A 25798-nucleotide genomic window follows, 5' to 3' on the forward strand; every position below is an offset into this window, starting at 1 on the left:
CGGTGCCTAAGCGCTGACGATGCGTTTTGCCAACAAGTTCGCGAGTGCAGGAAGCTGGTCTGCATCCGTCGTGACAATGCCGAAACCGACACCGCCAATCTCGACCATGCGTGCAACCAGGCCCTCGCCGCGCGCTTCGCCAGGCGACGTGCGTTTTCCGACTGGCGGGAGAATCAGTGTAACCCGGCCGAACTCATGGGTTTCAATCACAATATGGCTGCCACGCCCGCCCGGGACCGGGCAGGGGGAGACGACGCGTATCACGCCGACATCGCCTGTCAAGGTCAGGCCATGAGCTGCCAGTGCCGCGGCCAAGGCCGATGGCGGCAGGGTATCGGTGCTGTGTACCGCTGAGGGTTCCCCGATGACGTGGGCCAGGGCCACTTCGCCCCAGTTGAGGCTTTCCTCTTGCGCTGGCTGCGCCACCCAGATGCCGATCGCAACGAGCAGCGACAGGGCTACGGCAAGCGCGCCGGGCGCGCCTTGCACCAGCCCGGCAAGCCGTTGCCACAGGCGGTACAGACTGAGCGAGCTGCCGCGCGCCAGTTCCGTCTGCAGCAGGATGCGTTCGGTCAGCTGTTCGGGAACCGACACATGCAATGCGCTGCGCAACAGCGCGTCCTCGCGTGCGACAGCAGCAGCGGCTGTACGGCAGGCCGGACAATCAGACAGGTGCTGCAATAGCGCGGCATCCTGCGCATGCGGGTCGGCCAGCAGCGCTGCGCGCGCAGCAAGGCAGTTCATCATTTAATCCTTCCTAGTGTCGTGCCGGCGCTGGCGTCGCCGCCTGTCAGGCGTTGCCGCAGCCATTGCCGCGCGCGGCTCAGTCGTACGGCCATGGCGCCCGGAGTCGATTGGTGGATGACAGCCAGTTCCTCTGCTGTAAATCCCCCCAGCACCTGCATCAGCAGCGGCTCGCGTAAATTGTCCGGGGCGCTGGCCAAGGCCTGACGCAGGGCGTATATCTCGTCCATGCCCAAGGCGTCGGCCGCGAGTTCCAGGCCATCGATATCGATTGTGTGAAGCTGCTTACGCTCGAGACGGCGAAGAAACTCGCGTCGCAAGATGGTGAATAACCATTTTTTCAAAGTGATCGGGTCATTCAGGCTTTCCCAATTTGCCCAGGCGCGCTGAAAGCACTCTTGCACCAGGTCCTCGGCAGCATGCCGATCGCGCGCCAGCCAGAAGGCGAACCGGTACAGCTCTCCCGAGAAGGTCTTCACTGCAAGTTCGAATTCGCGGCTACGTGAACTCATGCAACCACCACGCGTAGGCGAGAACGCAGCCTTGGCAACTCCGGGTTCTGCTGATTTAATAGTGTAGTCATAGAGTGCTAGGCGCCTCCAGCGGGCAGCGGTCGGTGCTTCATTGAGGCGAAATTTGAGTCTGACTTCCATAAGACCGGCAACAGGTCGAAAAACTAACATGTACACTGAAAAATAGTTTGAACCGTGCAAATTCAATCGTATTGCTCCGACCCACGTTGGCTCTGCACCGCAACACCGACAATCTGCCCGCGCCACTGCGGCGCGGCGCGTTTTTACCGGCGTCCAGCCGAACTCTGTCCGGTGCGGCGGAAATTCCGAGCGTCAAGCGCGCATGTTCCGTCCATGTCTTTTCGCGCCCTCGACGCATGTTGGTTAACCAATCTTGCCAATGCTGGGTACCGAACAGACGTTGAAATTGTCTTTGCTAGAATGAACGCCTGTCGCTTGCCTCGTCGTATTCGAAAAATCAGGAGCCAATGTGAAAAGACTATTACTTGCTGCACTTATAGCAACCGCTTGCTGTGGCGCCATCGCCCAAATAAGCATTCCATTGGGCCAGACCGGTTACTACGGGCGCATCGACCTTGGCAATCTCGGCGCACCACCGGTGATCTACCAAGAGCCGATGTTGGTCGAGCGTCCTCGCGACTACCGTCCTGTTGCGCCGATCTATTTGCGGGTGCCGCGCGGGCACGCTACGCAGTGGAGTCGGCATTGCTCTGCTTACAACGCTTGCAACCGCCCGGTCTATTTTGTCCAGGATCGCTGGTATAACAATACCTATGTCAGGCAACATGGCGGAGGCGACGCGGACCGCGAAAACAAGGACTATGACAAAGAGCGCGCCAAGGATCGCCGCGAAAATTTGAAAGAGCGCGAAAAGGATCGCCGCGAATCCGAGAAGGAGCGGGAAAAGGATCGCCGCGAGGCTAGCAAGGAATACGATAAGGACCGGCGTGAGGCGCAGAAGGAGTACGACAAGGACCGTTTGGAGTTCGACAAAGAGCGCCGCAAGGCCGAAAAGGAATACAGCAAGAACCAGGACCGCAAGTAACCGTACAAGGATATTGATTTCGGCGCCTGGCACTACGATAGGATCATGGCGTCCATCAAAAAGCTCCCCTCCGGTTCGTTCCAGCTCAGCGTCAAGAATCGGCATTTGCCGAAGGCGTTGTGGGCGACGTTCGATTCTTTTGAGCAGGCAGATGCCTACGGAAAGCAGCTCGAAGGTTTGCTTGCGCAAGGCATTGTCCCCGCAAGCTTACTGGAGCGTACGACCCCTACCCGTGAGATCTGGACTGTAGCGCGCTGCTTTTGAGGGTGGGCTTGCGGGGCCTCATGATGGCGTGTTCGACTCCAGCAAAAACAAGGCAGGGTACTCTAGGGTTTGTAGTATTTCAACGCTTGGTGTCAATGGTTGAGCTAACCAATCGATTCCCTTCCCCATACGCATCTGCGATATTGCCCCGTACCATGCGCGGTACCACGACAAAGCAAATCCGATAACGACCTTATCTCAAAACAAGGAACCCTAACTGGAGACGCAGCCGCGACATACGCCAGCTGTCGTGGCGTGCGGTGCGGCATGGGCGCTCGAGGTGTCGGCTGTTGGTGCGCCGCTCAGGGCTTTCATTCTTCGACAGCCGGGCCTAGATCGTCGACGCCCATCTTGGCGCCGTGTCCAACGCGTCGCTCGCTGATGGAGAAAGCGGGGTTTCCAGCACCACCTTCGCGGTTTGGCGTGCTGTCGATTTAAATGTCACTATCACCTTGGGAGACGTTCGATAATCGCTCCAGCCGATTTGGACGACCGTCACGTAGAATTGTCGTCGAGCCAAAACTTACTGGAGATTCAACATGAAAGCAGTAGCCTATACCCAGCACGGCCTGCCCATCAGCGACCCCCTATCCTTGCAGGATATCGAGCTGCCGATGCCGCTGGCCGGCCCGCACGACCTGCTGGTCGAAGTGCGCGCGGTGTCGGTCAACCCGGTGGACACCAAGATCCGCCTCGGCGCCCCGGTCACGGAGCCGCGCGTGCTGGGCTGGGACGCGAGCGGCATCGTACGCGCGGTCGGCAGCAGCGTGACCCTGTTCAAGGAAGGCGACGAAGTGTTCTACGCCGGCTCGATCCTGCGCCCGGGCTCGAATGCCCAGTTTCAACTGGTGGACGAGCGCATCGTCGGACGCAAGCCGGCTACGCTCGACTACGTCCAGTCGGCCGCTATGCCGCTGACCTCGATCACGGCCTGGGAATTGCTGTTCGATCGCCTCAAGGTGGCCGAAGGCGGCGGCGCCGGCCGGTCGCTACTGGTGATCGGCGCGGCCGGCGGGGTTGGCTCGATCCTGCTGCAGCTGGCGCGCAGGCTCACCGGTTTGACCGTCATCGGCACCGCTTCGCGCGACGAAACCCGCAACTGGGTGCGCGAACTCGGCGCCCACCACGTCATCGACCATACGCAATCGATGCGCCAGCAGCTCGAGGCGCTTGGCATCGCGGCAGTCGACATCGTCATCAGCCTGACGCACACCGCCAAGCACTACGACGCCATCGTCGACGTGCTGGCACCGCAGGGGCAGTTCGCATTGATCGACGACCCGGACCAGCTTGACGCCGTGCCGCTCAAGCGCAAGTCGATCTCGCTGCACTGGGAGCTGATGTTCACACGCTCGATGTTCGAGACGCCGGATATGGTCAAGCAGCACGAGCTGTTGAATCGCGTTTCGGCCATGATCGACGACGGCACCTTGCGCACCACGCTGGGCGAACACTTCGGCCTGATTTCGGCCGAGAACCTGCGCAAGGCCCATGCCCTTATCCAGAGCGGCCGCGCGGTCGGCAAGATCGTGCTCGAAAATTTTTAAGCTAACCAAAGGAACAGGACAAGATCGATATCCGGTAGCAGCGAAGCGGACGTAAGGGTCGACGAAGGGGCGTTGATTGTGCGTGCGCCCGCAAAGTCCGTGCGCAGCGGTTGGGCCGAGGCGAGTGCAGAACTTGCCCGACACGGCGACGACGCACTCCTCATTGACGACATCGTTCACGACGGCGATCAGGACCTCGTGTGGCAGTGCGCGGGGAGATCTGACTGGTCAATCTCGACCCGACAGTCCGAAGTGAAATCATGAAATCGAAGCCTTGCATCGTGGTGTCGCCGCCCGAGATGCACGATTTCCTGCGCACAGTGATCGTCGCTCCAATAACGACAGGAAGCCGCGCGCGGCTGGCGCGGCACATCCTCACTCTATGTGGCGGACAGTTCGCCCGTACGTTGATCACGAGAAAAATAGCAATCGTCTGGAAAGGATGACTGCCTACGGTATTGTGCTAAGATCGACTCGTCTGCTGCTGAACGCAGCCGCCCCTTGATTTCCCCGCCTTCTATCGTCGCTGTCGCTCTTCCCCGCGACGGCCAGCACAATTCACGACTTGAACCCAGCCAGTGGCGCGACCAGTGTCGCGCGCTAGTAGATGCCCTGCAACAGACAACGAAAGTTTCAGTGAGAAATCTAGGGAATCGGCCGAGGCCAGTGACAGCTCCCGCTCCATGTGCCGAGGCACTCGCATGAGCACCGAAACCACCCTGGACGCCCCCGTCCTGAGCCTGGCGAACTGTGCGGACGAACCGATCCACGTGCCGGGCACGGTGCAGCGCCACGGCGCCATGCTGGTGTTTGACGCCTTCGCGATGCTCGAAGCATGGAGCGCCAATGCGGCGGAGTTGCTGCTGCTGGATGTGAGCAACGGCATGCCGCTGCAATCGGTGGAGCTTCCGCCACCGGTTCGCCAGATGGTCGAAGAATGCATCGCGCTGTCGGCCGGCGACGCGATACCGCTGGTGCTGGCAGTAGAACTGGGTGGACAGGAGTTCGATTGCGTCGCGCACACCCATTGCGGGCGCGTCATCGTCGAGTTCGAGCTGCGTGACGTGTCGCTGCAAACCGTCGGCATCTTCGCGTTGAAAGCGCACAGCGCGCTCGACCGGCTCAAACGCCAGACGACCGTGCGGTCGCTGTTGCAGATGGCAACCGATCAGGTCAGGGACATCACCGGTTTCGACCGCGTGATGGGTTACCGCTTCGGCCCGGACGGCAGTGGCGACGTGATTGCCGAATCGCGCTGCGACAGCCTGGCGCCGTTGCTCGGCATGCGCTATCCGGCCAGCGACATTCCCGAGCAGGCGCGGCGCCTGTACGTATTGAACACCTTGCGGCTGATCCCAGACGTGCGCGCAATGCCGGTGCCCCTGCTGGGGCGCAGTGGCCGCGCGCCCGTCGACATGAGCCATAGCGTGCTGCGCAGCGTGTCGCCGGTACACATCGAATACTTGCGCAACATGGGCGTCGGCGCCTCGATGAGCGTGTCGGTCATCGTCGATGGCCGGCTGTGGGGATTGCTTGCCTGCCACCACATGAACCCGCGCCGCGTGCCGTACGCTATCCGCATGACGGCCGATGTCATCGCCCAGGTGCTGGCCGCGACGGTGCAAACGCTGGAGGCCCAGCGCCGTGCCGAAACGATTGCGCGCGCGGCCGACATGCGCACCGACCTGATGCAAGCGTTGTTGATTGGCGAGGACGGACTGCGTGAAATCGCCTCGCGCGCGGCAGCCATTTGCGCCGCCCTCGATTGCCCGGCATTGATCGTCACCCAGTCCGGCCGTCACGTCGTGCATGGCGAACTCGATGCGGAAACCGCGGCGGTGATCGTGCGCGCCCATCCCGGCGCCGGCGACGTGCTGCTGCAGCGCTTGCGGGCAGACGACTGGCCGGCGGCGGCGCGCGGCCACGTCCTGGCGTGGCCAGGCATGCTGGCGATGTGTTTCGATCCGCCGACCGATGGGTGGATGATTGCGATGCGACCCGAACAGGTCGCCTCGATCCGCTGGGCCGGCAAGCCTGAGAAAAGTGTCAAGGTGGGCCCGATGGGAGCGCGCCTGACACCGCGCGGCTCGTTTGACGAGTGGCTCGAAACGGTGCGCGGACGGGCCGAGAGCTGGTCGCCGACCCACCTGCTGATTGCCCGCCAAATGCAGGAAGAGCTGCACCGGGCCAGCATTGCGCGCCAGAGCGAAACCGACCTGGCGCGCTCGCAACTGATGGCCATGCTCGGACACGACCTGCGCGAGCCGCTGCATGCGATTCAGATGGCCGCCACCCTGTTGCAGAACGGCGGCGCGGCGGCGCCGATGGGACTGCGCATCCAGAATTCAAGCAATCGCATGAGCCGGCTCATCAGCCAGGTCCTCGACGTCAGCAAGATCCAGACCGGTATCGGGCTCGGCTCGCAGATGCAGCGGCTTGACCTGGCAATCGTCGTCGGCGATGTGGTTGGCGAAGCGAGCATCGGCTATCCCGAGGTGGTCTACCGGGTGACCGGGGACAGCTGCGCGATGGTCGACGGCGACGCCGACCGCCTGGCGCAGGTTGCAACCAACCTGTTGAGCAATGCACGCAGCCACGGATTGCGTACCGGATCGATCGACATCTCCCTGAAGGTCGGTGAGCGCAACGTGATTTTTTCAGTCAGCAACCTCGCCGACGCGTTGAACCCGGCCACGGTGAGCAGTCTCTACAAGCCCTTCAAGGCCGCCTCGCTGCACAACGTGCGCAATCGCGGTGGCATGGGCCTGGGCTTGTACATTACTGAACGCATCGTGTCCGAACATGGCGGCAGGCTGACGTATTCCTACGCGCAGGGCAGGGTGATATTCAGCGTGTCACTGCCGCTGTCGGCGGCCTGATACGGCGAGCCCTGGCATGGCTGCCGTCGCCTCACATCAGGCGGCGTATTCGGCGAGCACCCTGTGCAGCGCTGGCATGTCGAGCGGCTTGACCAGGTAGTGGTCGAATCCGGCGGCGCGGGCAAGATCGCGCTGCGGGCCGTCGCTGTAGCCGGTGGTGGCGACGGCGAACGGCGCATCATCAGGGCGGGCCGCCTTCAGTGCGGCGACGACTTCCAGTCCGGTCAGTCCGGGCAGGCCAAGATCGCACAGGACGATGTCGAACTGGCCGGCCAGCGCCACACGCAGGCCGTCGACGCCATCGAAGCTGCTGGTGACCTCGTGCCCTGCCATTTCAAGCAGCATTGCCATCAGTTCGTTGGCGTCGACATTGTCTTCGATGATGAGGATTTTTCGGCGCGCCGCCCCGCCTTTCGTCTGGGCCGGCACCGCTGCCGGCGGCATGGGAGCGATTGGCAGCGTGATCCGGAAGCTGCTGCCGGCGCCGTCGCCGGCGCTGGTCACCGCCGAGGTCCCGCCATGCAGGCGCACAATGGTGCGAACGAGCGACAGCCCGATGCCGAGCCCGCCCGGCGCACGTTCGAGCGTCCGGTGTCCCTGCGTGAACATATCGAAAATATACGGTTGCAGCTCGGCGGGTATGCCGGCGCCGTCATCGCTGACCGTGATTTCCACCAGGTCCCCGTGACAAGCGGCGGCGATGGCAATGCGACCGCCCGTATCGGAGAACTGGCTTGCATTGATCACCAGATTCGAAAACACTTGCCCCAGCCTGATCAAGTCGCCCGATACCGTGACGTCTTCCGGCAAGTCGACCCGCAGCTGTTGTTGGCGCGAATGGACGTAGGGATGGCTGGTCTCGAGCGCCGAATTGATGACATCGCGCAGGCGAACCGGGGCGATCTTCAGGACGATCTTGCCGCTGGCGGCGCGCGAGGCGTCGAGCAGGTCGTCCAGCATGCGCGACATGTGGCCGATCTGCCGGTCCAGCACGGCGTGGGCCTGGACCGCGGCGGCGCTCACTTGCGCCGTGCCTGACAATAGTTGGTTGGCCATCGCCATCGATTGCAGTGGATTGCGCAACTCATGCGCCAGCATGGACAGGAACTCGGCCTGCGGCAAGGTCGCCACGTCCGCAGGATCCGGGAGCCGCTGCGCCGGCGCCGGTCCCGATCCGACGCCGATTTCCTCGAGCAAGCGGACGACGGTGGCGCGCAAGGATACCAGTTCGAGCTCATCGCGAGCGTGCCGCTGGTCGGAAGGCGAAAGCAGCTGAGCGTTGCCTTCAGATAGGGAATCGAGGTCGGTCGGCATGGCGTAGCCCTTCGGGAATTCTTTACGCCCTGCCATCCCGAACGGGGAATAGACACGTACGCCAGCTAGTTTGCTGCACACAGGAAGCTAACACCATACTACCTATTCGCAGCCTGTGGGCGAAACGTGCCGATTTAACGCCGATGCAAACGACGAACGCGCGGCCGGGATCGCCGGCGTGTGATCCTGCGAGGGGTCAATTACGCGGCGGCGGCGGCGGACGAATGCCGGTGTACTGGGCCGATACCATCTTCCATTCGCCGGCGCTCCTGTGCGCCACCAACGTCGCGCGCAGCGACATCTTGCGCGTTTCCCCGCTAGCGGTCATCGTATAGGTCAGCTTGACCGTCTGGATCCCCACATCGCCATACACGCGCGTCAGCTCGTTATCGATAGTCAACGGCGGCGCCTGCGTCTTTTTCTCCGGCGCGTAGAAGCCCAGCATCTTGGCGCGGTCGTCGAGCTCGCCGACCGGCGAGATTTCGACGTAGTTCTCCGCAGTTAACGCGCGTAGGGCTGGCAGGTCGAAACTGCGCTGCGCTTCAAGAAATTTGCCTGTGAGGTCGGTCACCGCGGCGGCATCGTCCCGCGCGAACGCGCTCCCGCCGGCGATCGACAGCGACACGGCAACGACGGCTACACGCACATGCGCAGCAAGCAGTTTCATGGGGGACTCCGGTGAATGGCAGGAATCGAATATACGGCACGAAAAGAATGCCAGTCAACTTTGTGCATACACGCTGACAAGGGGCTGATTCTGCTGGCCGACGTTCGCTTGCGTGGCAAGGAAGGCGGCCGATAGGGCAGCCGGTGACGATCTCAACGGGTTTGAGCAAAATCTGGCAACATCATGCCGAAGTGGAAGCCGTCAGGCAGGCGTCCCGAGCGCGGTTGCACCATTCATCGTTTCATCCAAGGAGAAAAAATGTCCCAGACCTATCAAGTCGCTGTCCTCGTTGGCAGCCTGCGCAAGAAGTCATTCAACCGCATGCTGGCAAAGTCGATCGCCCAGATGGCGCAGCCGGCGCTGTCGCTGAACATCGTTGAAATCGGCGATATGCCGTTCTATAACGAAGAGCTTGAAGAAGACGTGCCGGCTGCCTGGCAGCGCGTGCGCGAGGCCGTCGGCGCCGCCGACGCGGTGCTGTTCGTCAGCCCGGAATACAACCGCTCCGTTCCAGCCGTCCTTAAAAACGCTGTCGACGTTCTGTCGCGGCCGTATGGCAAAGGCGCGCTGGGCGGCAAGCCGGCGGCGGTAGTCACGTCCAGCCCGGGTGCAATCGGCGGCTTCGGCGCCAATCATCACCTGCGTCAGTCGATCGTCGGCCTGGGGGTAATGGTCATGGGCGCGCCCGAGACGTATATCGGCAACATTGGCACCGCGTTCGATGAACAAGGCAATCTGATCAATCCGTCGACCAGGGAATTTCTGGAAAAATTCACGGTGGCCTTTCAAGAATGGATCGCGCTGACGGCTGCGCGCTAAGCAGCATTCCCCGCCATCAGGCGATGATAAGCCAGTTCGTCCGGCGTGCCGTTCGGTAAGGTTTCCTTCAGTGTGCCGGTCGCCAGGTCATGGCTCACCAGCGGCAGTGGCAGAGATGCGAATTTTTGCCAGTTTTTCCGCCAGCGAGGCTTCCGACAGCGGCCCAAGATGCGCATCGACCAGCTGGCCGCGTCCATCGAAGAACAGCGTTGTCGGCATGCCGGCCGAACCGACCGCGCGCGACGTGGCCGATAGCCGGTCGGTCAAGACGTTTTCCATCTGCAAACCTCGAGCCCGCAGGAAAGCTTGCACCTTGTCGGCCGATTCGCCCTGATTGGCGAAGACGTAGTGGACGCCGACATCGCGGCGCTGTGCGGCAGCAAGCACCGGCATTTCGCGGATGCATGGCGGACACCAGCTGGCCCACAGGTTGACGACGGCCGGCTTTCCGCGCACCAGTTCCGGCAGCCGCACAGCGCGGCCGTCGAGTGCGGCGAGGGTCACATCCGGCACCGACTTGCCTGACTGCACCTGGGTCATCGCGGGTCCGCCCGACATGAACCACGCCAGCGCACCCGCCAGCACGCTGCCGATCAGCGGCTGGAGCAGGGCCCGCTGCCGCACCGCGCGCCATGTACCGAAAGCGAGCGCGGCGCCGACGGCTGCGGGCACGTGGAAGCCGCCGTCGCGGATGTCGAGCATCGTCAGCGGCGCCTTGCTGTACTGCTCGAACCAGATGACGACGAAGACCAGGCGGCCCGCGGCGAAGCCTGCGAGCAGCATGTCCGCCAAAACGGGGACGACCTTGACGTTGGCGCGCCGTCCGGCAACCATCCCCACCGCGGCGGCCGGCACCAGGCTGAGCAAAAGCATCAGGTGCGCGCCTAGAATGCTGACTGGTCCGATGTTAAAAGTATTCATGGTTGCATCTTAACGCGCGGCTGGGAAACCTGAACCAGACGCCGCATTTTCAGAGCGCAATGTTCGTCGGCCGAACTACGCCGCTGCCTTGGTCGTTTACAACATTTGTGCCAGGACTGAATGCCTGGCCGTTGGCAACACGGTACGCGTAGCGCGGCCTGCAGGGACGCATCTCGAACAGGCGATGCACTGACCGGGCAGCACCGGCGCGCGGCGTCGCGTTGAATGAACTTAAGCCCGCTCGCCGATGTCGTAACACCATCTTCTTCGCCGCGCCTTCCGCCGTGCGGCGTCAACGTGACAGGATGGTGTATGGCGCATTCGCTTACCTGGTCGGCGCTCAGCAAGTTCGAAATGGCTGAGATGTTCCGGTTGATGGCCGACGAAATCCGGGAAACCGCAATTTTCCTGATGGATACGAACGGGATCATCACGGCGTGGAACGACGGCGCCGCCGAAATGAAGGGCTATACCGCCGAGGAAGCGGTCGGGCAGTTCTTCGGCATCCTCTACACGCAAGAGGACCGGGACGCCGAAGCGCCGCAGCACAACCTGGCTATGGCGGCCCAGCAGGGCTACTTCCGCGAAGAAAGTTGGAGGGAACGAAAGGATGGCACGCTGTTCTGGGCGCGCATCGCCCTGACCGCCTTGCGTGACGAGGACGGCACGATGATCGGCTTTTCCAAGGTCACGCTCGACCTGACGCACCACAAGCGGCTGGAAGAATGCGTCAAGGAAAAGGAGGAAACCCAGCGCATCATGGAAGCGGCCAGCGCCGGCACCTGGTCGTGGACGCCGGCCACGGCGCGCCTCAAAGTGTCCGAGCACCTGGCCGCACTGCTCGGCTACCCCAGCGAAACGTACACGCTGAGCCGCTCGCAGTCGCTGTCGCTGATCCATCCGGACGACGAAGACAAGGTCGCCGCCCAGCTGCGCTACGACGTCGGCGCGGTGCGCCCGGCGCCGGTGATGGCCGAGTTGCGTGTGCGCGGCGTCGACGGCGACTATCAGTGGGTCTACATGCGCGCGCAGTGGCGGCGCGACGAGGCGGACGAATCGCTGGTGCTGCACGGCGTCTGCGTGGCGATCCAGGAACTGAAGAACGCCCAGCGCGAGCGCGAAAACCTGTTTGCGCGGCTGCAGGAAGAGGAGCAGCGCGCCCAGATCACGCTGCGTTCGATCGCCGATGGCGTCATCACCGTCGATGCGGCCGGCGCCGTGGCCCAGCTCAATCCGGCCGCCGAGCGCCTGACCGGCTGGAGCGCCGAGCAGGCGCGCGGCAGGCAGGCCAGCGAGGTGTTCCACGTGAGGGCGCACGAAAAGGGCGATGCCGAACCGCAGGAGGCCGTGCTCAATCCGATCGAACTGGCGCTGCGCGAGAACCGGGTCGTCTCGGCGCCGCGCAACGCCACGCTGATCAGCCGGCACGGCCACCGCCATTCGGTCGCCTACGCCTGCGCGCCGCTGCGCATCATGGACGAGCAGCGTCCGGAAGGCGCGGTGTTGACCATCCACGACGTGACGGAGTCGAAGGGCCTGCTCGACGACCTGACCTACCAGGCCAGCCACGACGCGCTCACTGGCCTGCTCAACCGGCGCGAATTTGCCATCAAGCTGCAGCGCACCCTCGACCGCGTCAAGGCCGAGCACTCGCACGGCGCCGCGCTGCTGTACATGGACCTGGACCAGTTCAAGATCGTCAACGACACCTGCGGCCATTCGGCCGGCGACGACCTGTTGCAGCAGCTTGCCACCGAATACCGCACGCACGTGCGCGAGCGCGACACGCTGGCGCGCCTTGGTGGCGACGAGTTCGCGCTCATCGTCGAGCATTGCTCGATCGAGGAAGCGCTGGTGGTGGCCAACAAGGTGCTGGCGACGACGCACCGCTTCCGCTACACCTGCGCCGGCCAGTCGTTCCAGATCGGCGTCAGCATCGGCCTCATTCCCATCCATCACGGCACCACCAATGTGGAAGAAGCGCTGCGCCTGGCCGACCACGCCTGCTACATCGCCAAGGAGGCGGGGCGCAACCGCGTGTTCGTGCAGCGCTCCGGCGACGTCGACGTGCAGCGCCGGCGCAATGACATGCACTGGGCCGCCAAGCTGGGCGACGCCTTCAGCAACGGCCAGCTGCAGTTGTTCGTCCAGCCGATCCGCGCGGTCGGTAAGGCCCAGCGCGGGCTGCACTACGAAGTGCTGCTGCGCATCCAGGAGGACGACAGTGCGCCGATCGAGCCGGCCATGTTCCTGCCGGCGGCCAACCGCTACGACCTGATGCCCAGCGTCGACCGCTGGGTGCTGAGCCAGACGGTCGCCTGGCTCGAAGGGCACGCCGAGCACGTCGAGGCGCTGGAAATGTGCTCGATGAACGTGTCGCAACGCGCGCTGGCCGACGATGCGTTCCGCGATTTCGCCGTCGAGCTGCTGGGGTCCATGTCGGTGCCGGCGCACAAGCTGTGCTTCGAGATCGCCGAAACGGGCGCCTGCGCCAACTTGCACAAGACGCTCGAGTTCATCGACCGGCTCAAGCAGCTGGGCTGCCGCTTCGCGCTCGACGATTTTGGCACCGGCATGGCGTCGTTTTCGTACCTGAAGCAGATTCCGGTCGACTTCGTCAAGATCGACGGCTCGTTCATCTCCATGATGACGAGCAGCAGGATCGACTATGAAATGGTGCGCTTTACCAATGAAATCAGCCACGTGATGGGACGCCAGACCATCGCCGAGTACGTCGCCGACAGCGCCACCTTGGAGGCGCTGGAGAACATCGGCGTCGACTTCGCCCAGGGCTTCTTGCTGGGCGAACCGCGCCCGATGGCGTTGTCGTTTGCGTGACGCCGCGCCACCTGTCGCCGGATGTAAAGTGAGCGCCGCCCATGCAGCTTCAGGGACTCAAGGATAAGGTGGCGATCGTCACCGGCGCTGCCGGCGGGATCGGCCTGGCCTGCGCGCGGCGCCTGCTCGGCGAGGGTGCGCGCGTGGTGCTGGCCGACCGCGACGAGGCCCGCTTGCAGCAGGCGTGCGAGGCGCTGCGCAAGAGTGCCGCGGCCAGGGTGCTGGCCAGCCGGTGCGATGTCGGCGTCGAGGCCGACGTCGTCGCCACGGTCGAGCTGGCGATCGGCACCTGGGAGCGGCTCGATATCGTCGTCAACAATGCCGGCCTGATGCTGTTCAAGCCGATCGAGCAGCTCACCGAGGACGACTGGCGGCGCGTGCTGCAGGTCGATTTGCTCGGCGCCTTCTTCTTCATTCGCCAGGCGTTCCTGAAGATGGACCGCGGCGGGGCGATCGTCAACGTCTCGAGCGTGCACGCGCTGGAGACGTCGGCCCTGGTGTCGGCGTATGCGGCGGCCAAGGCCGCGCTGCTGTCGCTGACCCGATCGGCGGCCATCGAAGCCAAGCCAAAGGGCATCCGGGTCAACGCCATCCTGCCGGGCGCGGTCGACACGCCGATGTTGTGGTCAAATCCGAACGTCAAGTCGGGCGTCGAAAGAGTGCGGCCGGACGATGTCGGCACGGTCGACGAGATCGCCGCGGCGATCGTCTTCCTCGCCTCCGACGACGCGCTGTTCGTGCATGGCGCGGCGCTGCGGGTCGATGGCGGCCGGCTCGGCGCGCTATGAATGCCGGCGGGCGCCGGCCGGCGTCAGCCGCAGCCGAGCACCTTGATGTCGCCCGGACAGCGCAGGTAGCGCGCGCGGATCTTGCGGTACTCGCCGTCGGCAATCATCGCCTGCAGCGCCTGGTTGAAGGCGGCCACGGTCTGCGGCGAGACGCTGCGCTTGCTGAAGGCGACCATCGCCATGTTGGTCGAGACGATCACGCCGCTCGCCGTCAGCGTGTCGGCCAGCCCGAGCTGCTGCAGTTCCAGCGCGGCGCTCGCCTCGTCGGCGATCATGCCGTCGATGCGGCCCAGTTCCATCATCTTCCACGCGTTGCGCCGCTGCGTGATCGACACCTGGTTTTCCCTGAAGCGCGGATTGGCCTTGAGCTTGTCGAACAGGTCGCCATACGACACGCCGATCTGCACGCCGAGCTGGAAGCGGGTGCCGATGATGTCGTCGAGCTTGTTCAGCTTGTAGGTCGAGCGTGCTTTCGGTCCCAGGTACAGCAGGTTGGGCGACTGCAGCGACGGCTTGGAAAAGTACGCAAACGCGTCGCGTTCGGCACTGCGAAAGCTGCTGGGCAGCACATCGAGCCGTCCTGCTTCGAGTTCGGCCAGCGCGCGCGCCCATGGCATTTCGACGAAAACGGCTTCGCAGCCCATGCGCTTGAGGATCGCGCGCGTCAGGTCTGCATCGAATCCCCGGATCTGGCCGTCCGGCCCGCGGAACGAGTAGGGTGCATCGTCATAACACCGCACAGTTTTGCTGCAAGCGTGGGCGTCGAGCGCCGGCAGCAACGACATCGCCATGACACCCAACATGTTCAGGACCTTCGTCACAACCTTACCTCGCGTCGATCACATTGCATATTTGAACATCGTACGCGCAAAACCGCCGCCTGTGTAGGGCACCGCGTTGGCGGCAGCGGCCAGGCCGGCGTTCATGCCGCGTGGGCTGCGCGCTTGCCAGGGCCGGCAGTGCGAAAGCGGGCGCGAAACTCGTGCGGACCGATGTCGAGGTGGCGCCTGAAAGCGAGCCGCATCGCCTCGGCCGACGCAAAGCCGCAGCGCGCCGCGATGCGCGCGACCGAGTCGGTGCCATCGGTCAGGCCGCGCCGGGCGGCATCGATGCGCATCTTCTCGAGGTACTTTGCCGGCGCGATGTTCATCGCCTCGACGAACCTGCGGGCGAAGTTGCGCGGACTCATGGGGACGGGTTCGGCCAGCCGGTCAATCGACAGGTCGCTTGACCGGCTGTGCTGGATCCATTCGGTCAGCGCGGCGAAGCGATGCGGATCGTCCGCTGCCGCTTCGGCGGCGAGCGGTGCGCTGAACTGGGCCTGGCCGCCGGGACGCTTCAGAAACACCACCAGGTTGCGCGCCACTTCCAGCGCCAGCTGCCGGCCCATGTCCGTTTCCAGGATCGACAGCGAATAGTCGATGCCGGCGCTGATGCCGGCGGAACTGTGCCAAGGGCCATCGTTGATGAACAGGGCATGCGGGTCGAGCCGGACGTCGGGAAACAGGGCGGCGAACTCGTCGAAGTGGCTCCAGTGCGTGGTTGCCCGCAATTGCTTCAGCAAGCCCGTTGCCGCCAGCGGAAACAGGCCGGTGCAGATTGACGCGACGCGGGGAACCCGTCGGCACAGTGCCGTCAAGGCGCCGATCAACGCGCTGTCGCGCACCGCCGCGCGCGCGCCGACGCCGCCAGCGATGAGCACGGTGTCGGCCTGCAGGGCGGGGTCGACAATCGATTCCGACGCCAGCAGCGCAATGCCAGATGTCGTCATGACCGGGCCTGCTTGCGGGGCGGCGACGACAAGCTCGTAAGGCGCCGGCCTGCCGGCACTCCGGCAGCAGGTATTGGCCATGGCGAACACCTCGAGCGGACCGGTGATGTCGAGCATCTGGGCGGGGCCGAAAGCGGCGATGACGATCCGGTGGCGTGGCTGCATGGCTGGCTTCATGGCGTGGCAAATGATGGCAGGAGCTTGCATAGTGAGGCCAAGGCCCGTCCCGGCCAAGCAGAATCGGCGCCGCCGCCGGCGCGGGCGCGGCGCCAGTTGGCAGAAAAGCGGGACCGCTTTGTCCGCAGCGGCGGCAGCGAGCGCGACATCCTCGCAATCTCCCTTTTCCTGAAAGACACCATGAAGCTATCTTTTCGCCTTGCGCTTGCGCTCGTCGCTTGCATTGGCCTGCTGTCCGCCTGTTCGATGTTCAGTGCGACGGCCGACCTCGACCTGCGCCTGACGCGCCCGTCCATCAACGCCCGCTACGTCGTGTCGATGCGTCCGCTGGGCGAGCCGGCGGCCATCAATCAGATCCATGCATGGCAAATCATCGTCACCAGCAGCGCCGGCGCCGGTGGTTGACGCGAAGATCGCCTTTTCGGGCGGAATGCCCCAGCATGGCCATGGCTATCCGACCAGGCCGGCCGTCACCGCCAATCTCGGCGAGGGCCGTTATCGCTTGAGCGGGATGAAGTTCAGCATGAGCGGATGGTGGGAAATGAAGCTCAACATCGGCTCGACGCTCGGCGCCGATCAGGTGGTCTTCAACACGGTCGTCGTTGCCGATGCGCCGCCACAGCTGGCCGCCGCCCGATGAGCCAGGGCCCACGCGGCGGCGTGGCGAACCGGACGCGCGCCCTGGCCGCTTACCTGTGCTGCCTGCTGGCGCAGGCAGCAACCGGCGCCGACGACGTCTGGAGCGCGAGCGAACGTGCCACGCTGGCGTCGCTGCAGCTGTCGCGCATGCCCGCCGCGCGCACCGATCCGTCGAATGCCTGCGAAGGCTCGCCGGCGGCGGCGGCGCTGGGCAAGCGGTTGTTTTTCGACGAGCGCCTGAGCGCCAATCAAAAGGTCGCCTGCGCCACTTGCCACATCCCGGACAAGCAGTTCCAGGACGGCAAGCGCACCGGTGTCGGCGTCGGTGTCGGCATCCGCCGCACCATGCCGGTGGGCGACCTCGGCGGCCAGGCCTGGCTGTTCTGGGACGGCCGCAAGGACAGCCTGTGGGCGCAGGCGCTCGGGCCGCTGGAAGACCCGAACGAGCATGGCGGCAACCGGCTCGCCTTTGCCAAACTGATGCGTCAGCACTATCGAAGCGACTACGAGGCGCTGTTTTCCGCCATGCCGAACCTGGACGGCCTGCCCCAACACGCCGGCCCGAACGGCACGGCGGCCGAACGCGCCGCCTGGAACAAGCTAAGCGAAGCGCAGCGGCGCGACGTGTCGCGCGTGTTTGCCAACATCGGCAAGGCCATCGCCGCATACGAAGCGACCTTGCATCACGGCCCGGCGCCGTTCGACAACTACATCGGCGCGACCTTGCGCGGCGCGCCTGCGGCGCCGGCCATGTTGTCGTCGTCGGAAAAGCGCGGCCTGCGGCTGTTCATCGGCAAGGCCGAATGCATCTCCTGCCATGGCGGGCCACTGCTGACGGACCAGCATTTTCATAACACCGGCGTACCGGCGCGCGATTCGCCAGCCGAACTTGGCCGCGCAAGCGCCGTGGCCGCCATGCTGCGCGACCAGTTCAACTGCCTTGGCGCGTATAGCGACGCGCGGCCCGACGACTGCCAGGAATTGCAGTTTGTCGCGCGTGACGATCCGCACATGGTCGGCGCGTTCAAGACGCCAGGCCTGCGCAATGTCGCGCTGCGAGCGCCGTATATGCATGCCGGACAGATCGCCACGCTGACCGGTGTCGTGCGCCACTACGCCGCGGCGCCGGCGGCCGCAGCGAACGCAAGCCGCTGCGATTGTCCGAACAGGAAATTGCCGACCTGGCCGGCTTTCTGGCGACGTTGTCGGGCCCGATCGTGGAGCGCAAATGACGACGCCTCAACTTTCAAAGAACACCCGATGAGCGCGTTGGCAGGCGTCGGCCTCGCGCTCGTCGTGTTCGCCGGGGCGGCGTCGGCCGGATTCTCGCGCGATCGCAGTTTCTATCCGGCGGTGCTGATCGTTACCGCGTCGTACGGCGTGCTGTTCGCCGTGCAGGAGCAGGCGCATGCAGCACTGCTGCTGGAGACGGCGGCGATGGCGCTGTTCATGGCGCTGGCGGTGGTCGGCTTTCGGACATCGGCCTGGATCGTCGTCGCCGCGCTGGTTCTGCACGGCGCGTTCGACATGGTGCATGCCGCGCTCATCGACAACCCCGGCATGCCCGCCTGGTGGCCGCTGTTTTGCTGGACGTTCGATTTGGCCCTGGGCGCCTGTGTCGCTGTTGCGCTGTTGGTGAAACAGCGCCGCCGCCGCGCGCATGGCGCGGTTGGGCGCCGGCATCCGGGCGGGCACTGCACGTGAGTCGGCCGGTAGGATGACAGCGTTCTTCACCTGTGTTGATGCCGATCAGAGGTTGCTGTTCAAGATACGTAAAACAATCGGGGTCAGACCCGTTTAAACGATCGAAAAATGCGCGGAACGCCATCTATAAAACGGGTCTGACCCCAATTCTTTAGCCCGACCGCGAAGTTACAACCCGCCTCCCACAGGCGGTTCAAATGGACGGTAAAAAAATTGGGGTCAGACCCGTTTTATTGATGCCGAAATCGCCCGAACGCCGTTTATCAAACGGGTCTGACCCCATTTTTTTGAAGATCAGGCCGCGCGGGGCGGCAAGCTCGTCCAGGCCGGCGAAGTCGACCTCCTTTTGCGCCACCCGCAGCAGCACGACCAGCGAGCAGGCGCCGTGCATCTGGTAGAGCGTCATCGGTATTCCATTGACAAGTCGGTAAGCGGGGTAGACTATGCCATCCGGGCACCGCGCCGATTGGTGTCATGCCGGCACCATGGTGCGGCCCGCTGCGCGCTTTGCCGCCGGCCTGAAGCGCGCCTGGACTGGTCGCGCACGCAGGTGCCTCTCAGCACGACATTTACCAGGAACGTACCCGACTCGACATGACGACCTCCATCTTCTCCAAGGCGCCGGCCACAGGCGGCACCGGCGCGCTGTCGGACCTGTACACCTCCGTGACCAAATCGCTGCTGGTGAAAAATCCGGGCATGAAGAACCTCGAAGCGCAACTCACGCGCGACAGTGCGCGCCTGTCGACCATCGGCAAGCTGGCGTTGGCGCTCGACCAGTTCCGCACCGGCGCCGACCGGCTGTCCGGCGCCAAGCTGACGTGGCGGCGCTGAACGCGGCGATCGCGGCGACGCCGGACAAGGTCGCGCAGCTGTTTGGCGCGCCCGGCACGCGCTTGGCGCAGCAGCTGTCGGCGCGCGTGTCGGAGCACATGTCGAACAGCGGCATGCTGGCCACTCAGGCCGTTGCCGCGCAGGGATCGGTCGACCAGCTGGACGCCAAATAAGCCCAGATGACCGAGGCCATCCAGCGCCAGGCAGCACGCTGGTGCAGCAATACGCGCAGGCGGCGAGCGGTGGCAACTCGCCGTTCGGCACCGATGGCGCGAACCAGGCGATGTCGCTGTTCGACATCCTGAGCTGAGTGGCCGCACTAAGTATTCGCTAAGTGTCGCCCTTTATTATTGCTCAGCGGGCAAGCCAGATTGCCGCGCCGTCATGGTCATCAGCAAAAAGGGCTGCACATTGTTTCAAACATTTATCCCCAGAAAAACGGCAATAGCGATCAGCGTGCTGTCCGCGCTCGTGTTGGCGCTCGCTGCGCCGGCCAGCGCGGCGCGGCCGCGAGCGCTGCCGGCCGCCGCTGACCTGGCGGTGGACTTCAAGGCGCTGGCCCGGCAGCGGCCGTGGACCTGCGCCGTCCAGCCGGCCATCGGCGTGCCGCCAGCCGGCTGGGCCGCGGTAGCCGATCAGTGCGCCTGGCAAAACCGCTTGCGCATGCGGCGCTGGAGCGGGCCGGTCGCCGCCAAACCGGGCGCCTGTGTCAGCGCGCAGGCGCAGTGGTGGGCATGGGCGCGCGGCGCCGCGCCGGCCGCCGGAACGCCGGCCGCCGGAACGCCGGCCGCCTGGCGCACGACGTGGGCAACCCAAAGCATCATCGACGAACGCGGCGCGGAAAAGCGTATCGTGATTGCGCGCCGCCTGAAAAATGGCGAGTGGAGCGCCACCGAGTGGCGCTGGAATCCGTCGCCGCGCGCCGCCACCCGGGCCTGGCAGGAGGGCCGCTGGAAATTGCTGGCCGAGCGTGCCGCCCAGCTGCGTGCGCCGGCCGAGGCCGCCCAGGGAGCGCCGCAGGCGCGCATGTTGCGCGCCGTGCTCGAAGCGAACCTGGGCACGCGCGCCGGCGAAATCGGCGAGCGCGGCTGGAGGTGGCAGGGCGACGGCCTGTGCCTGGCCGTCGACGAGGCAGGGCTTGGCCAGCAAATCATGCAACTGCCGTATTCGAGCGACGACAGCCGCCTCGAACAGCGCGCCGCGATGCAGCTGCAACTGGCGCGGCGCTATCCGAGGGCGACCTGGCTGACCAATTTCAGTTTGGTGCCGACGTCGCCGAACGAGCGCGGCGGCGCCAAGTTCTACGCGATCTGGACCGAGCAGGCCACGCTCAAGGGACAGCTGTGGATTCCGACCAGGGGCAACGGTCCGCTGGTGCGGCTGCGCCTGACTGCCGCGCTGCCCGGCGTCGCCGCCGAGGCGCCGGCCGTCGCCCGCGCCGAACAGGCGATGCAGCGCGAACTGATGGCACTGGCATCGCGCTGGGCAGCTCAGCATGAATGACGATTTCGGCGCCATGCCGTTGTGGATGCTGTCGCCGCTGGCGGTGGTCGGCGCCGGCCTGCTGCTGTCGCAGGTGATCGGCGTGCTGATGCAAGCGCGCGGCTGGCCCAGGCTGTATGGCGCGGTCATCGCCGGCCTGATCTTGGGCGTGAGCGGCCTTGGCATGGTCGACGCGGCGCTGCTGACGCAGTTCCAGGAACTGTTCAACGCCGCCTCCGCGCTGGTGCTGTTTGAAGTGGGCCGCAAGATGGACCTGGCCTGGCTGTGGCGCAGCGGGCGCCAGGGCGGGGTGCTGGTGCTCGGCTGCGTGCTGCGCGGCATGGGCGCGTGGGCGCTGCTGGTCGCCTTCGGCCTCGGCTGGGGCGAGGCGGCCTTCATCGCCGCCATCCTGATCGCGGTCAACCCGGTCATCTTCACGTCGATGGTGTCGGACTCGAACGCCAGCGGCGTGGCCACCTACGCCGCCGCCAACACCGTTGGCATCAGCAACCTGATTGCGCTGCTGGCCCTGTCCGGATCGCTGGCATGGATGCGCAGCCACAACATCAACGCCGAACTCGGTTTCTCCGGCGAACTGTTGCGCCAGGCCAGCAAGCTCGCGCTCGGCGCAGGCATCGCCGTCTTCTGCTATGGTTTGTATACGCTGGCCACCCGTATTTCAAAAGCGCAAGCAGGCCTGCGCCCCGGCATCTTGCTCGCCGCGCTGATGATGGACCTGGGCCTGTGCTCGGTGACGGCGTCAAGCGCATTGTTGTCGCTGCTGTTGATGGGATTGCTGCTGCGCAATGTAGAGACGCGAGAAAACGTCTTCCAGGCCCAGGTCAAGACGGCGCAGGACATCGGCTACGCGCTGCTGTTCATGATGTCGGCGGCGCTGGTGCAGGTCCAGCAGCTGTTCGAATGGGTGCCGCTGCTGGCGGCCACTTTGGTGTTCGCCGCGCGCATCGGCCTGACGCGCCTGGCCTTGCTGCCCAGCGGCGCCTGGGGCGGCGACAAGAAGCACGCGATCGCGCTGTCGCTCTGTTCGCTGGTCGGCTTCGGCTCGCTGGTGGTGGACAATTCATTGACCGGCGCGTCGTACATGAGCGACAGCGCGGCGAGCATCATGGCCGCGCTGCTGGCGTTAAATGTGTTGGTAGGGCCCGGTCTCACCTGGTGGGGGCTAAAGCTTGCCGGCGAGACACACGAAGGAGATAAACATGGCTGAAGCGACCCTCGAACAGCAACGTTTCGACGCCGCCCAGGCGCTGGCGGTGACCGGCCAGGGACCGGCGTACCTGCCGCCATTCATGGCCTCGCAACTGGGCACGATGGGCATCGAACTGGAATTGATGGTGCTTGACCGGCTGACGTACGACCTGATGCCGGCCGCGCCGGACATCCTGCGCCTGCTCGACCAGCAAACCAAGAAATGGGTGGCGACCCCCGAGATCACCACGTCGATGCTGGAAGTGGCGACGTCGATCCTGAACGGCTACGACGGCGCCGCCGCCGAGATCGAGGAAATCCGCGCCAGCGTGCAGCGCGCCGCCTTCCAGGTCGGCGCGGCCATCTCCGGCGGCGGCGCCCACCCGTTCCAGAAGTGGAATGAACAGCGCATCTATCCGAAGGAACGCTACCGCGAATCGGCCAAGAAATACGGCTACCTGGCCAAGATGTTCACCGTGTTCGGCATGCACGTGCACATCGGCATCCCCAACGCCGACGAAGCGATCCGCACCTGCGCCTGGCTGACGCAGCGCGCGCCGCTGTTCATCGCGCTGTCGGCCAATTCGCCGTGCTGGCAAGGCGAGGATTCCGGCTTTTGCAGCGCGCGCAGCAATGTGGTCGGGGCTTTCCCGATGAGCGGCACCATGCCGTCGCACATCCGCAGCTGGCACGATTTCCACCAGCACTTCGAGCGCCTGGCGGCGCACGGCATCGTCAACAGCATCAAGGATTTTTATTGGGACGTGCGGCCCAAGCCCGAATACGGCACGGTCGAACTGCGCGTGCTCGACACGCCGCTGCAGCCGGCCCACGCCGCTGCGCTGGCCTGCTACGCGCGTGAACTGTGCGTGGAAGTGGCCGACCAGGAAGGGCGCTGGCCGCACGACGATTCGCGCGAGCTGTATGCGTGGAACCGCTTCAACGCGGCCAAGGAAGGCGTCGCGGCGAACTGGATCAATCCCTGCACCGGCGTGGCGCTACCGGTCAGGCAGGTCGTCATGGACGACCTGGAGCGGCTCGCCGGGCGCACCACCGATCCGGGCTTTTTCGAGGCGTGCCGGATGATTGAAGACCTGATGCGCGGCGGCGGCCAGGCGCGCTGGCTGCGCTCGCACATGGATGCAGGGTCCGGCATGAACGATCTGTCGCGCGTGGCCAGCGAACTGTTCGAGCGGCCGTTCGCCAGCACCGGGCGCGGGCGCGAGCCACTGACCGCGGGAGTGGCGCCATGAGAGTACTGGTGGTGGAAGACGATCCGATGATCGGCAACGTGCTGCAGCAGGAATTGCGCGACGCCAGCTATGCCGCCGACTGGGTCTGCGACGGCCAGGCTGCCCTGAACAGCATTGCCGCGTTGACCTACTCGCTGATTCTGCTCGACCTGGGACTGCCGAAGATGGACGGCATGGATGTGCTGCGCGCCATCCGCCAGGCTGAGAACGATGTGCCGATCCTGGTGCTGACGGCGCGCGACGCGACCGAGGACCGCGTCGCCGGCCTCGACGGCGGCGCCGACGACTACCTGGTCAAGCCGTTTGCGATGAGCGAGTTGCTGGCGCGCATGCGCGCGCTGACGCGCCGCAAGGAGAGCGCGGTCGGGCCGAGGCTGTCGAACGGGGTGGTCAGCCTCGATCCTGCCACCCACGTCGCCAGCGTCGATGGCGCCGAAGTGCGGCTGACCGCGCGCGAATTTTCCCTGTTGCAGTCGCTGCTGCTGCGCCCGGGCGCCATCCTGTCGCGCGCCGAACTGGAAAATCGCCTGTACGGCTGGAACGAAGAAGTCGAGAGCAACGCCGTCGAGTTCCTGATCCATGCATTGCGCAAGAAGCTGGGCGCCGAGATCATCAAGAATATCAGGGGCGTGGGATGGATGGTTTCGAAAGGACAGTAGCTGCCTCGCTCAAGTTCAAGCTGTCGTTTTGGCTGACGCTGGCGATCGTCATCATCGCCGCCGCCGCCGGCGTGGTCTCGTTCGTGTCGGCCACCGCCGAAGCGAACCGGATGCAGGATAATCAGTTGCTGCAAACGGGCTACCTGATCAGCCGGCTCGACGCGGTACCGTCGTCGCCATTGGCGCGCGAGCGCGCCGGCGACGTCGATTTCGATGCCCGCGTCGTCGTCCGCTTCCTGCAGACCGGGCCCGGACTGGCTGCCGCGCCGGCTCCGCGCCCGCCGATGTTTTCCAACCAGCTCGGCGACGGCCTGCAGACGGTCTTCGTCGGCAAGGAGCGCTGGCGGGTGTTCGTCAAGACCAACGCCAAGGGCGTGCGCGTGGCGGTGGGCCAGCAGACGTCGGTGCGCGATGCCGCCGCCAGCGCCAGCGCGCTGCGTACCCTGATGCCGATCCTGATGCTGGTGCCCGTGCTGGTGCTGCTGGTCGGGGTGCTGCTGCGCCAGATGTTCAAGCCGTTCAAGGCGCTGGCCGATGAACTCGGGCGCCGCACCGAGGCCGACCTGGGGCCGCTCGATCACGCCGGCCTGCCGTCGGAAGTGTGGCCGTTCGTCGTGGCGATCAATGCGCTGCTGGTGAGGATGGGGCGCTCGCTCTCCTCGCAGCGCAGGTTCATCGCCGATGCGGCCCATGAACTGCGTTCGCCGCTGACGGCGATGTCGTTGCAGGCCGAACGCCTGGGCGCGGCCAACATGCCGGGCGAGGCGCGCACGCGGCTGCAGGCGCTCATCGCCGGGCTGCAGCGCACCCGCATCCTGCTCGACCAGATGCTGGCGCTGGCCAGGGCGCAGGAGTCGCGCGCGGATGTGACGACCACCATATCGCTGCAGCACGTCATCCGCGACGTGCTCGAGGACCTGGTGCCGATCGCGGAAGCGAAAAACATCGACGTCGGCGTCATCGGCGACGCCGACGGCGAAGTCAATGCCCGCGGCGTCGACCTGAAGGTGCTGGTCAAGAATCTGCTCGATAACGCGATCCGCTACACGCCGAACGGCGGCCGCGTCGATATCACGGTGCACGGCAAGCCGGGCGTGGTGACGCTGCAGGTGGAGGACACCGGTCCCGGCATCGCGCCGGAGGAACGCGAGCGCGTGTTCGACTCGTTTTACCGGGTGCTGGGAAACGGTGAGATCGGCTCCGGCCTGGGGCTGGCGATTACCCGCACCGTCGCCGACAGCATGGCCGCGACCATCGAGCTGTCGGACGCGCGTGCGCCGCACGGCGGACTGCGGGTGGTGGTGACGTTCAGGGCGGCGGCCTGACGGCGCGCCCAAACGGTGGCATCAATCCGGACCGGCTGGACGCAGCGGCGCGAGCAAGTCGACCAGCGGCGACGAATCGATCGGCTTGACCAGGTGGTGATCGAAGCCGGCAGCCAGCGTATTTTCCCGGTCCTGCACGCCGCCGTAGCCGGTCGCGGCGATCAGCAGGGCGCCGGCGGTTTCCGGGTGCTGGCGCAATCGCCTGGCCAGCTCGTTGCCGTCCATGTCCGGCAAACCGATGTCGAGGATGCAGGCGTCCGGCTTGTCGCGCAGCGCCCGTTCCAGGCCCTGCACGCCATTGTGCTCGGGGTGGCTGGGACTACATCGCAGAAAGCATTCGGATGTTCCGCTCCGCTCTCAAGTGTCACCGCGAGCGGAACCACGAC

The 25798-nt window shown here is 65.1% G+C and carries 26 protein-coding genes and 1 pseudogene; 18 read left to right on the plus strand and 9 right to left on the minus strand.

The annotated features are described in order from the left end of the window. Positions 1–6: 6 nt before the first annotated feature. Together CR105_RS06185 and CR105_RS06190 are read right to left on the minus strand one after the other, a co-directional pair. Positions 7–747, minus strand: coding sequence for a DUF3379 family protein (locus CR105_RS06185; RefSeq protein WP_099787573.1), 741 nt, complete (start codon positions 745–747; stop codon positions 7–9). Continuing rightward, on the minus strand, positions 744–1256 hold the full coding sequence (locus tag CR105_RS06190; protein WP_099787574.1) for a sigma-70 family RNA polymerase sigma factor: 513 nt from the start codon (positions 1254–1256) through the stop codon (positions 744–746). The genes CR105_RS06185 and CR105_RS06190 overlap by 4 nt, the downstream gene beginning before the upstream one ends. A gap of 490 nt (positions 1257–1746) precedes the next feature. Between CR105_RS06190 and CR105_RS06195 the strand changes: the two genes are divergently transcribed. The 5 genes and pseudogenes from CR105_RS06195 to CR105_RS06215 all read left to right on the plus strand — a co-directional run bounded on the left by CR105_RS06195 (position 1747) and on the right by CR105_RS06215 (position 7012). Then, positions 1747–2322 (plus strand): hypothetical protein, encoded by a 576-nt coding sequence (locus CR105_RS06195; RefSeq protein WP_131021641.1) that lies wholly within the window; start codon positions 1747–1749, stop codon positions 2320–2322. A gap of 45 nt (positions 2323–2367) precedes the next feature. After that, positions 2368–2586 carry a hypothetical protein gene (locus tag CR105_RS06200; protein ID WP_099787576.1) on the plus strand — a complete coding sequence of 73 codons (219 nt, stop codon included), beginning with the start codon at positions 2368–2370 and terminating at the stop codon, positions 2584–2586. A 539-nt stretch (positions 2587–3125) separates the two neighbouring features. Then, entirely contained in the window at positions 3126–4133 is a 1008-nt protein-coding gene (locus CR105_RS06205) for a zinc-binding alcohol dehydrogenase family protein (RefSeq protein WP_099787577.1), read from the plus strand. Positions 4134–4357: 224 nt separating this feature from the next. After that, positions 4358–4486 (plus strand): annotated as a pseudogene (locus CR105_RS28815) (type II toxin-antitoxin system PemK/MazF family toxin); the annotation flags it as partial. 348 nt (positions 4487–4834) lie between these two features. After that, positions 4835–7012 (plus strand): ATP-binding protein, encoded by a 2178-nt coding sequence (locus tag CR105_RS06215; protein ID WP_099787578.1) that lies wholly within the window; start codon positions 4835–4837, stop codon positions 7010–7012. Between the two features lie 36 nt (positions 7013–7048). Here CR105_RS06215 and CR105_RS06220 read toward each other — a convergent pair whose 3' ends face one another. Together CR105_RS06220 and CR105_RS06225 are read right to left on the minus strand one after the other, a co-directional pair. After that, positions 7049–8362 (minus strand): hybrid sensor histidine kinase/response regulator, encoded by a 1314-nt coding sequence (locus CR105_RS06220; RefSeq protein WP_099787579.1) that lies wholly within the window; start codon positions 8360–8362, stop codon positions 7049–7051. Positions 8363–8522: 160 nt separating this feature from the next. Continuing rightward, positions 8523–8993: a nuclear transport factor 2 family protein gene (locus tag CR105_RS06225; protein WP_099787580.1), complete on the minus strand. Its 471-nt coding sequence runs from the start codon at positions 8991–8993 to the stop codon at positions 8523–8525. Positions 8994–9251: 258 nt separating this feature from the next. On the opposite strand from CR105_RS06225, the gene CR105_RS06230 reads away from it, so the two are divergent. After that, positions 9252–9812, plus strand: coding sequence for an NADPH-dependent FMN reductase (locus CR105_RS06230; RefSeq protein ID WP_099787581.1), 561 nt, complete (start codon positions 9252–9254; stop codon positions 9810–9812). 87 nt (positions 9813–9899) lie between these two features. On the opposite strand, the gene CR105_RS06235 is transcribed toward CR105_RS06230, so the two are convergent. After that, complete coding sequence (locus tag CR105_RS06235) at positions 9900–10733, minus strand: TlpA disulfide reductase family protein (RefSeq protein WP_099787582.1); 834 nt, start codon at positions 10731–10733, stop codon at positions 9900–9902. A 312-nt stretch (positions 10734–11045) separates the two neighbouring features. Here CR105_RS06235 and CR105_RS06240 point away from each other — a divergent pair, with 312 nt between their 5' ends. Both CR105_RS06240 and CR105_RS06245 read left to right on the plus strand, forming a co-directional pair. Next, on the plus strand, positions 11046–13571 hold the full coding sequence (locus CR105_RS06240) for an EAL domain-containing protein (RefSeq protein ID WP_180288105.1): 2526 nt from the start codon (positions 11046–11048) through the stop codon (positions 13569–13571). Between the two features lie 41 nt (positions 13572–13612). Next, on the plus strand, positions 13613–14359 hold the full coding sequence (locus CR105_RS06245) for an SDR family NAD(P)-dependent oxidoreductase (RefSeq protein ID WP_099787584.1): 747 nt from the start codon (positions 13613–13615) through the stop codon (positions 14357–14359). 23 nt (positions 14360–14382) lie between these two features. Here the strand turns inward: CR105_RS06245 and CR105_RS06250 are convergent, their stop codons facing one another. Further along, positions 14383–15180, minus strand: a complete 798-nt coding sequence (locus tag CR105_RS06250; RefSeq protein WP_099787585.1) for a substrate-binding periplasmic protein — start codon at positions 15178–15180, stop codon at positions 14383–14385. A gap of 101 nt (positions 15181–15281) precedes the next feature. Next, entirely contained in the window at positions 15282–16295 is a 1014-nt protein-coding gene (locus CR105_RS06255; protein WP_180288106.1) for a GlxA family transcriptional regulator, read from the minus strand. On the opposite strand from CR105_RS06255, the gene CR105_RS06260 reads away from it, so the two are divergent. From CR105_RS06260 to CR105_RS06270, 3 genes are read left to right on the plus strand one after another with little or no spacing between them, the layout of a single operon-like run. Beyond that, the gene (locus CR105_RS06260; protein ID WP_180288107.1) at positions 16281–16712 is read left to right on the plus strand and encodes a hypothetical protein; all 432 of its coding nucleotides are present in this window, start codon (positions 16281–16283) and stop codon (positions 16710–16712) included. The genes CR105_RS06255 and CR105_RS06260 overlap by 15 nt on opposite strands. Further along, positions 16705–16947 (plus strand): FixH family protein, encoded by a 243-nt coding sequence (locus tag CR105_RS06265; RefSeq protein ID WP_180288108.1) that lies wholly within the window; start codon positions 16705–16707, stop codon positions 16945–16947. The genes CR105_RS06260 and CR105_RS06265 overlap by 8 nt, the downstream gene beginning before the upstream one ends. Next, positions 16944–18650: a cytochrome-c peroxidase gene (locus CR105_RS06270; protein ID WP_229413675.1), complete on the plus strand. Its 1707-nt coding sequence runs from the start codon at positions 16944–16946 to the stop codon at positions 18648–18650. The genes CR105_RS06265 and CR105_RS06270 overlap by 4 nt, the downstream gene beginning before the upstream one ends. Positions 18651–18843: 193 nt before the next feature. On the opposite strand, the gene CR105_RS06280 is transcribed toward CR105_RS06270, so the two are convergent. After that, positions 18844–19056 carry a hypothetical protein gene (locus tag CR105_RS06280; protein WP_099787589.1) on the minus strand — a complete coding sequence of 71 codons (213 nt, stop codon included), beginning with the start codon at positions 19054–19056 and terminating at the stop codon, positions 18844–18846. 188 nt (positions 19057–19244) lie between these two features. Here CR105_RS06280 and CR105_RS06285 point away from each other — a divergent pair, with 188 nt between their 5' ends. From CR105_RS06285 to CR105_RS06315, 7 genes are all read left to right on the plus strand, one after another. After that, positions 19245–19484 (plus strand): hypothetical protein, encoded by a 240-nt coding sequence (locus CR105_RS06285; protein ID WP_099787590.1) that lies wholly within the window; start codon positions 19245–19247, stop codon positions 19482–19484. Beyond that, a complete protein-coding gene (locus tag CR105_RS06290; RefSeq protein ID WP_099787591.1) occupies positions 19472–19657 on the plus strand; it encodes a hypothetical protein in 186 nt (61 codons plus the stop codon). Before CR105_RS06285 ends, CR105_RS06290 begins: the two co-directional genes overlap by 13 nt. Positions 19658–19940: 283 nt before the next feature. Then, on the plus strand, positions 19941–20987 hold the full coding sequence (locus CR105_RS06295; protein ID WP_099787592.1) for a hypothetical protein: 1047 nt from the start codon (positions 19941–19943) through the stop codon (positions 20985–20987). Beyond that, on the plus strand, positions 20980–22194 hold the full coding sequence (locus CR105_RS06300) for a cation:proton antiporter domain-containing protein (protein WP_099787593.1): 1215 nt from the start codon (positions 20980–20982) through the stop codon (positions 22192–22194). The genes CR105_RS06295 and CR105_RS06300 overlap by 8 nt, the downstream gene beginning before the upstream one ends. Then, the gene (locus tag CR105_RS06305) at positions 22187–23428 is read left to right on the plus strand and encodes a YbdK family carboxylate-amine ligase (protein ID WP_099787594.1); all 1242 of its coding nucleotides are present in this window, start codon (positions 22187–22189) and stop codon (positions 23426–23428) included. The genes CR105_RS06300 and CR105_RS06305 overlap by 8 nt, the downstream gene beginning before the upstream one ends. Continuing rightward, entirely contained in the window at positions 23425–24087 is a 663-nt protein-coding gene (locus CR105_RS06310) for a response regulator (protein WP_099787595.1), read from the plus strand. Before CR105_RS06305 ends, CR105_RS06310 begins: the two co-directional genes overlap by 4 nt. Further along, a complete protein-coding gene (locus tag CR105_RS06315) occupies positions 24063–25412 on the plus strand; it encodes a sensor histidine kinase (protein ID WP_099787596.1) in 1350 nt (449 codons plus the stop codon). Before CR105_RS06310 ends, CR105_RS06315 begins: the two co-directional genes overlap by 25 nt. 21 nt (positions 25413–25433) lie before the next feature. On the opposite strand, the gene CR105_RS06320 is transcribed toward CR105_RS06315, so the two are convergent. Next, the gene (locus tag CR105_RS06320) at positions 25434–25706 is read right to left on the minus strand and encodes a response regulator (protein WP_307189609.1); all 273 of its coding nucleotides are present in this window, start codon (positions 25704–25706) and stop codon (positions 25434–25436) included. Between the last annotated feature and the right edge of the window lie 92 nt (positions 25707–25798).

The sequence above is a fragment of the Massilia eurypsychrophila genome (assembly GCF_002760655.1).
Taxonomy (GTDB): domain Bacteria; phylum Pseudomonadota; class Gammaproteobacteria; order Burkholderiales; family Burkholderiaceae_D; genus JAFCUW01.

Excerpts from the sequence above, each read along its gene's own strand:
- CR105_RS06185 (WP_099787573.1), bottom strand. The coding sequence starts at position 747 with ATGATGAACTGCCTTGCTGCGCGCGCAGCGCTGCTGGCCGACCCGCAT.
- CR105_RS06190 (WP_099787574.1), bottom strand. The coding sequence starts at position 1,256 with ATGAGTTCACGTAGCCGCGAATTCGAACTTGCAGTGAAGACCTTCTCG.
- CR105_RS06200 (WP_099787576.1), top strand. The coding sequence starts at position 2,368 with ATGGCGTCCATCAAAAAGCTCCCCTCCGGTTCGTTCCAGCTCAGCGTC.
- CR105_RS06205 (WP_099787577.1), top strand. The coding sequence starts at position 3,126 with ATGAAAGCAGTAGCCTATACCCAGCACGGCCTGCCCATCAGCGACCCC.
- CR105_RS06215 (WP_099787578.1), top strand. The coding sequence starts at position 4,835 with ATGAGCACCGAAACCACCCTGGACGCCCCCGTCCTGAGCCTGGCGAAC.
- CR105_RS06220 (WP_099787579.1), bottom strand. The coding sequence starts at position 8,362 with ATGGCAGGGCGTAAAGAATTCCCGAAGGGCTACGCCATGCCGACCGAC.
- CR105_RS06225 (WP_099787580.1), bottom strand. The coding sequence starts at position 8,993 with ATGAAACTGCTTGCTGCGCATGTGCGTGTAGCCGTCGTTGCCGTGTCG.
- CR105_RS06230 (WP_099787581.1), top strand. The coding sequence starts at position 9,252 with ATGTCCCAGACCTATCAAGTCGCTGTCCTCGTTGGCAGCCTGCGCAAG.
- CR105_RS06235 (WP_099787582.1), bottom strand. The coding sequence starts at position 10,733 with ATGAATACTTTTAACATCGGACCAGTCAGCATTCTAGGCGCGCACCTG.
- CR105_RS06240 (WP_180288105.1), top strand. The coding sequence starts at position 11,046 with ATGGCGCATTCGCTTACCTGGTCGGCGCTCAGCAAGTTCGAAATGGCT.
- CR105_RS06245 (WP_099787584.1), top strand. The coding sequence starts at position 13,613 with ATGCAGCTTCAGGGACTCAAGGATAAGGTGGCGATCGTCACCGGCGCT.
- CR105_RS06255 (WP_180288106.1), bottom strand. The coding sequence starts at position 16,295 with ATGCAGCCACGCCACCGGATCGTCATCGCCGCTTTCGGCCCCGCCCAG.
- CR105_RS06270 (WP_229413675.1), top strand. The coding sequence starts at position 16,944 with ATGAGCCAGGGCCCACGCGGCGGCGTGGCGAACCGGACGCGCGCCCTG.
- CR105_RS06280 (WP_099787589.1), bottom strand. The coding sequence starts at position 19,056 with ATGACGCTCTACCAGATGCACGGCGCCTGCTCGCTGGTCGTGCTGCTG.
- CR105_RS06285 (WP_099787590.1), top strand. The coding sequence starts at position 19,245 with ATGACGACCTCCATCTTCTCCAAGGCGCCGGCCACAGGCGGCACCGGC.
- CR105_RS06300 (WP_099787593.1), top strand. The coding sequence starts at position 20,980 with ATGAATGACGATTTCGGCGCCATGCCGTTGTGGATGCTGTCGCCGCTG.
- CR105_RS06305 (WP_099787594.1), top strand. The coding sequence starts at position 22,187 with ATGGCTGAAGCGACCCTCGAACAGCAACGTTTCGACGCCGCCCAGGCG.
- CR105_RS06310 (WP_099787595.1), top strand. The coding sequence starts at position 23,425 with ATGAGAGTACTGGTGGTGGAAGACGATCCGATGATCGGCAACGTGCTG.
- CR105_RS06315 (WP_099787596.1), top strand. The coding sequence starts at position 24,063 with ATGGATGGTTTCGAAAGGACAGTAGCTGCCTCGCTCAAGTTCAAGCTG.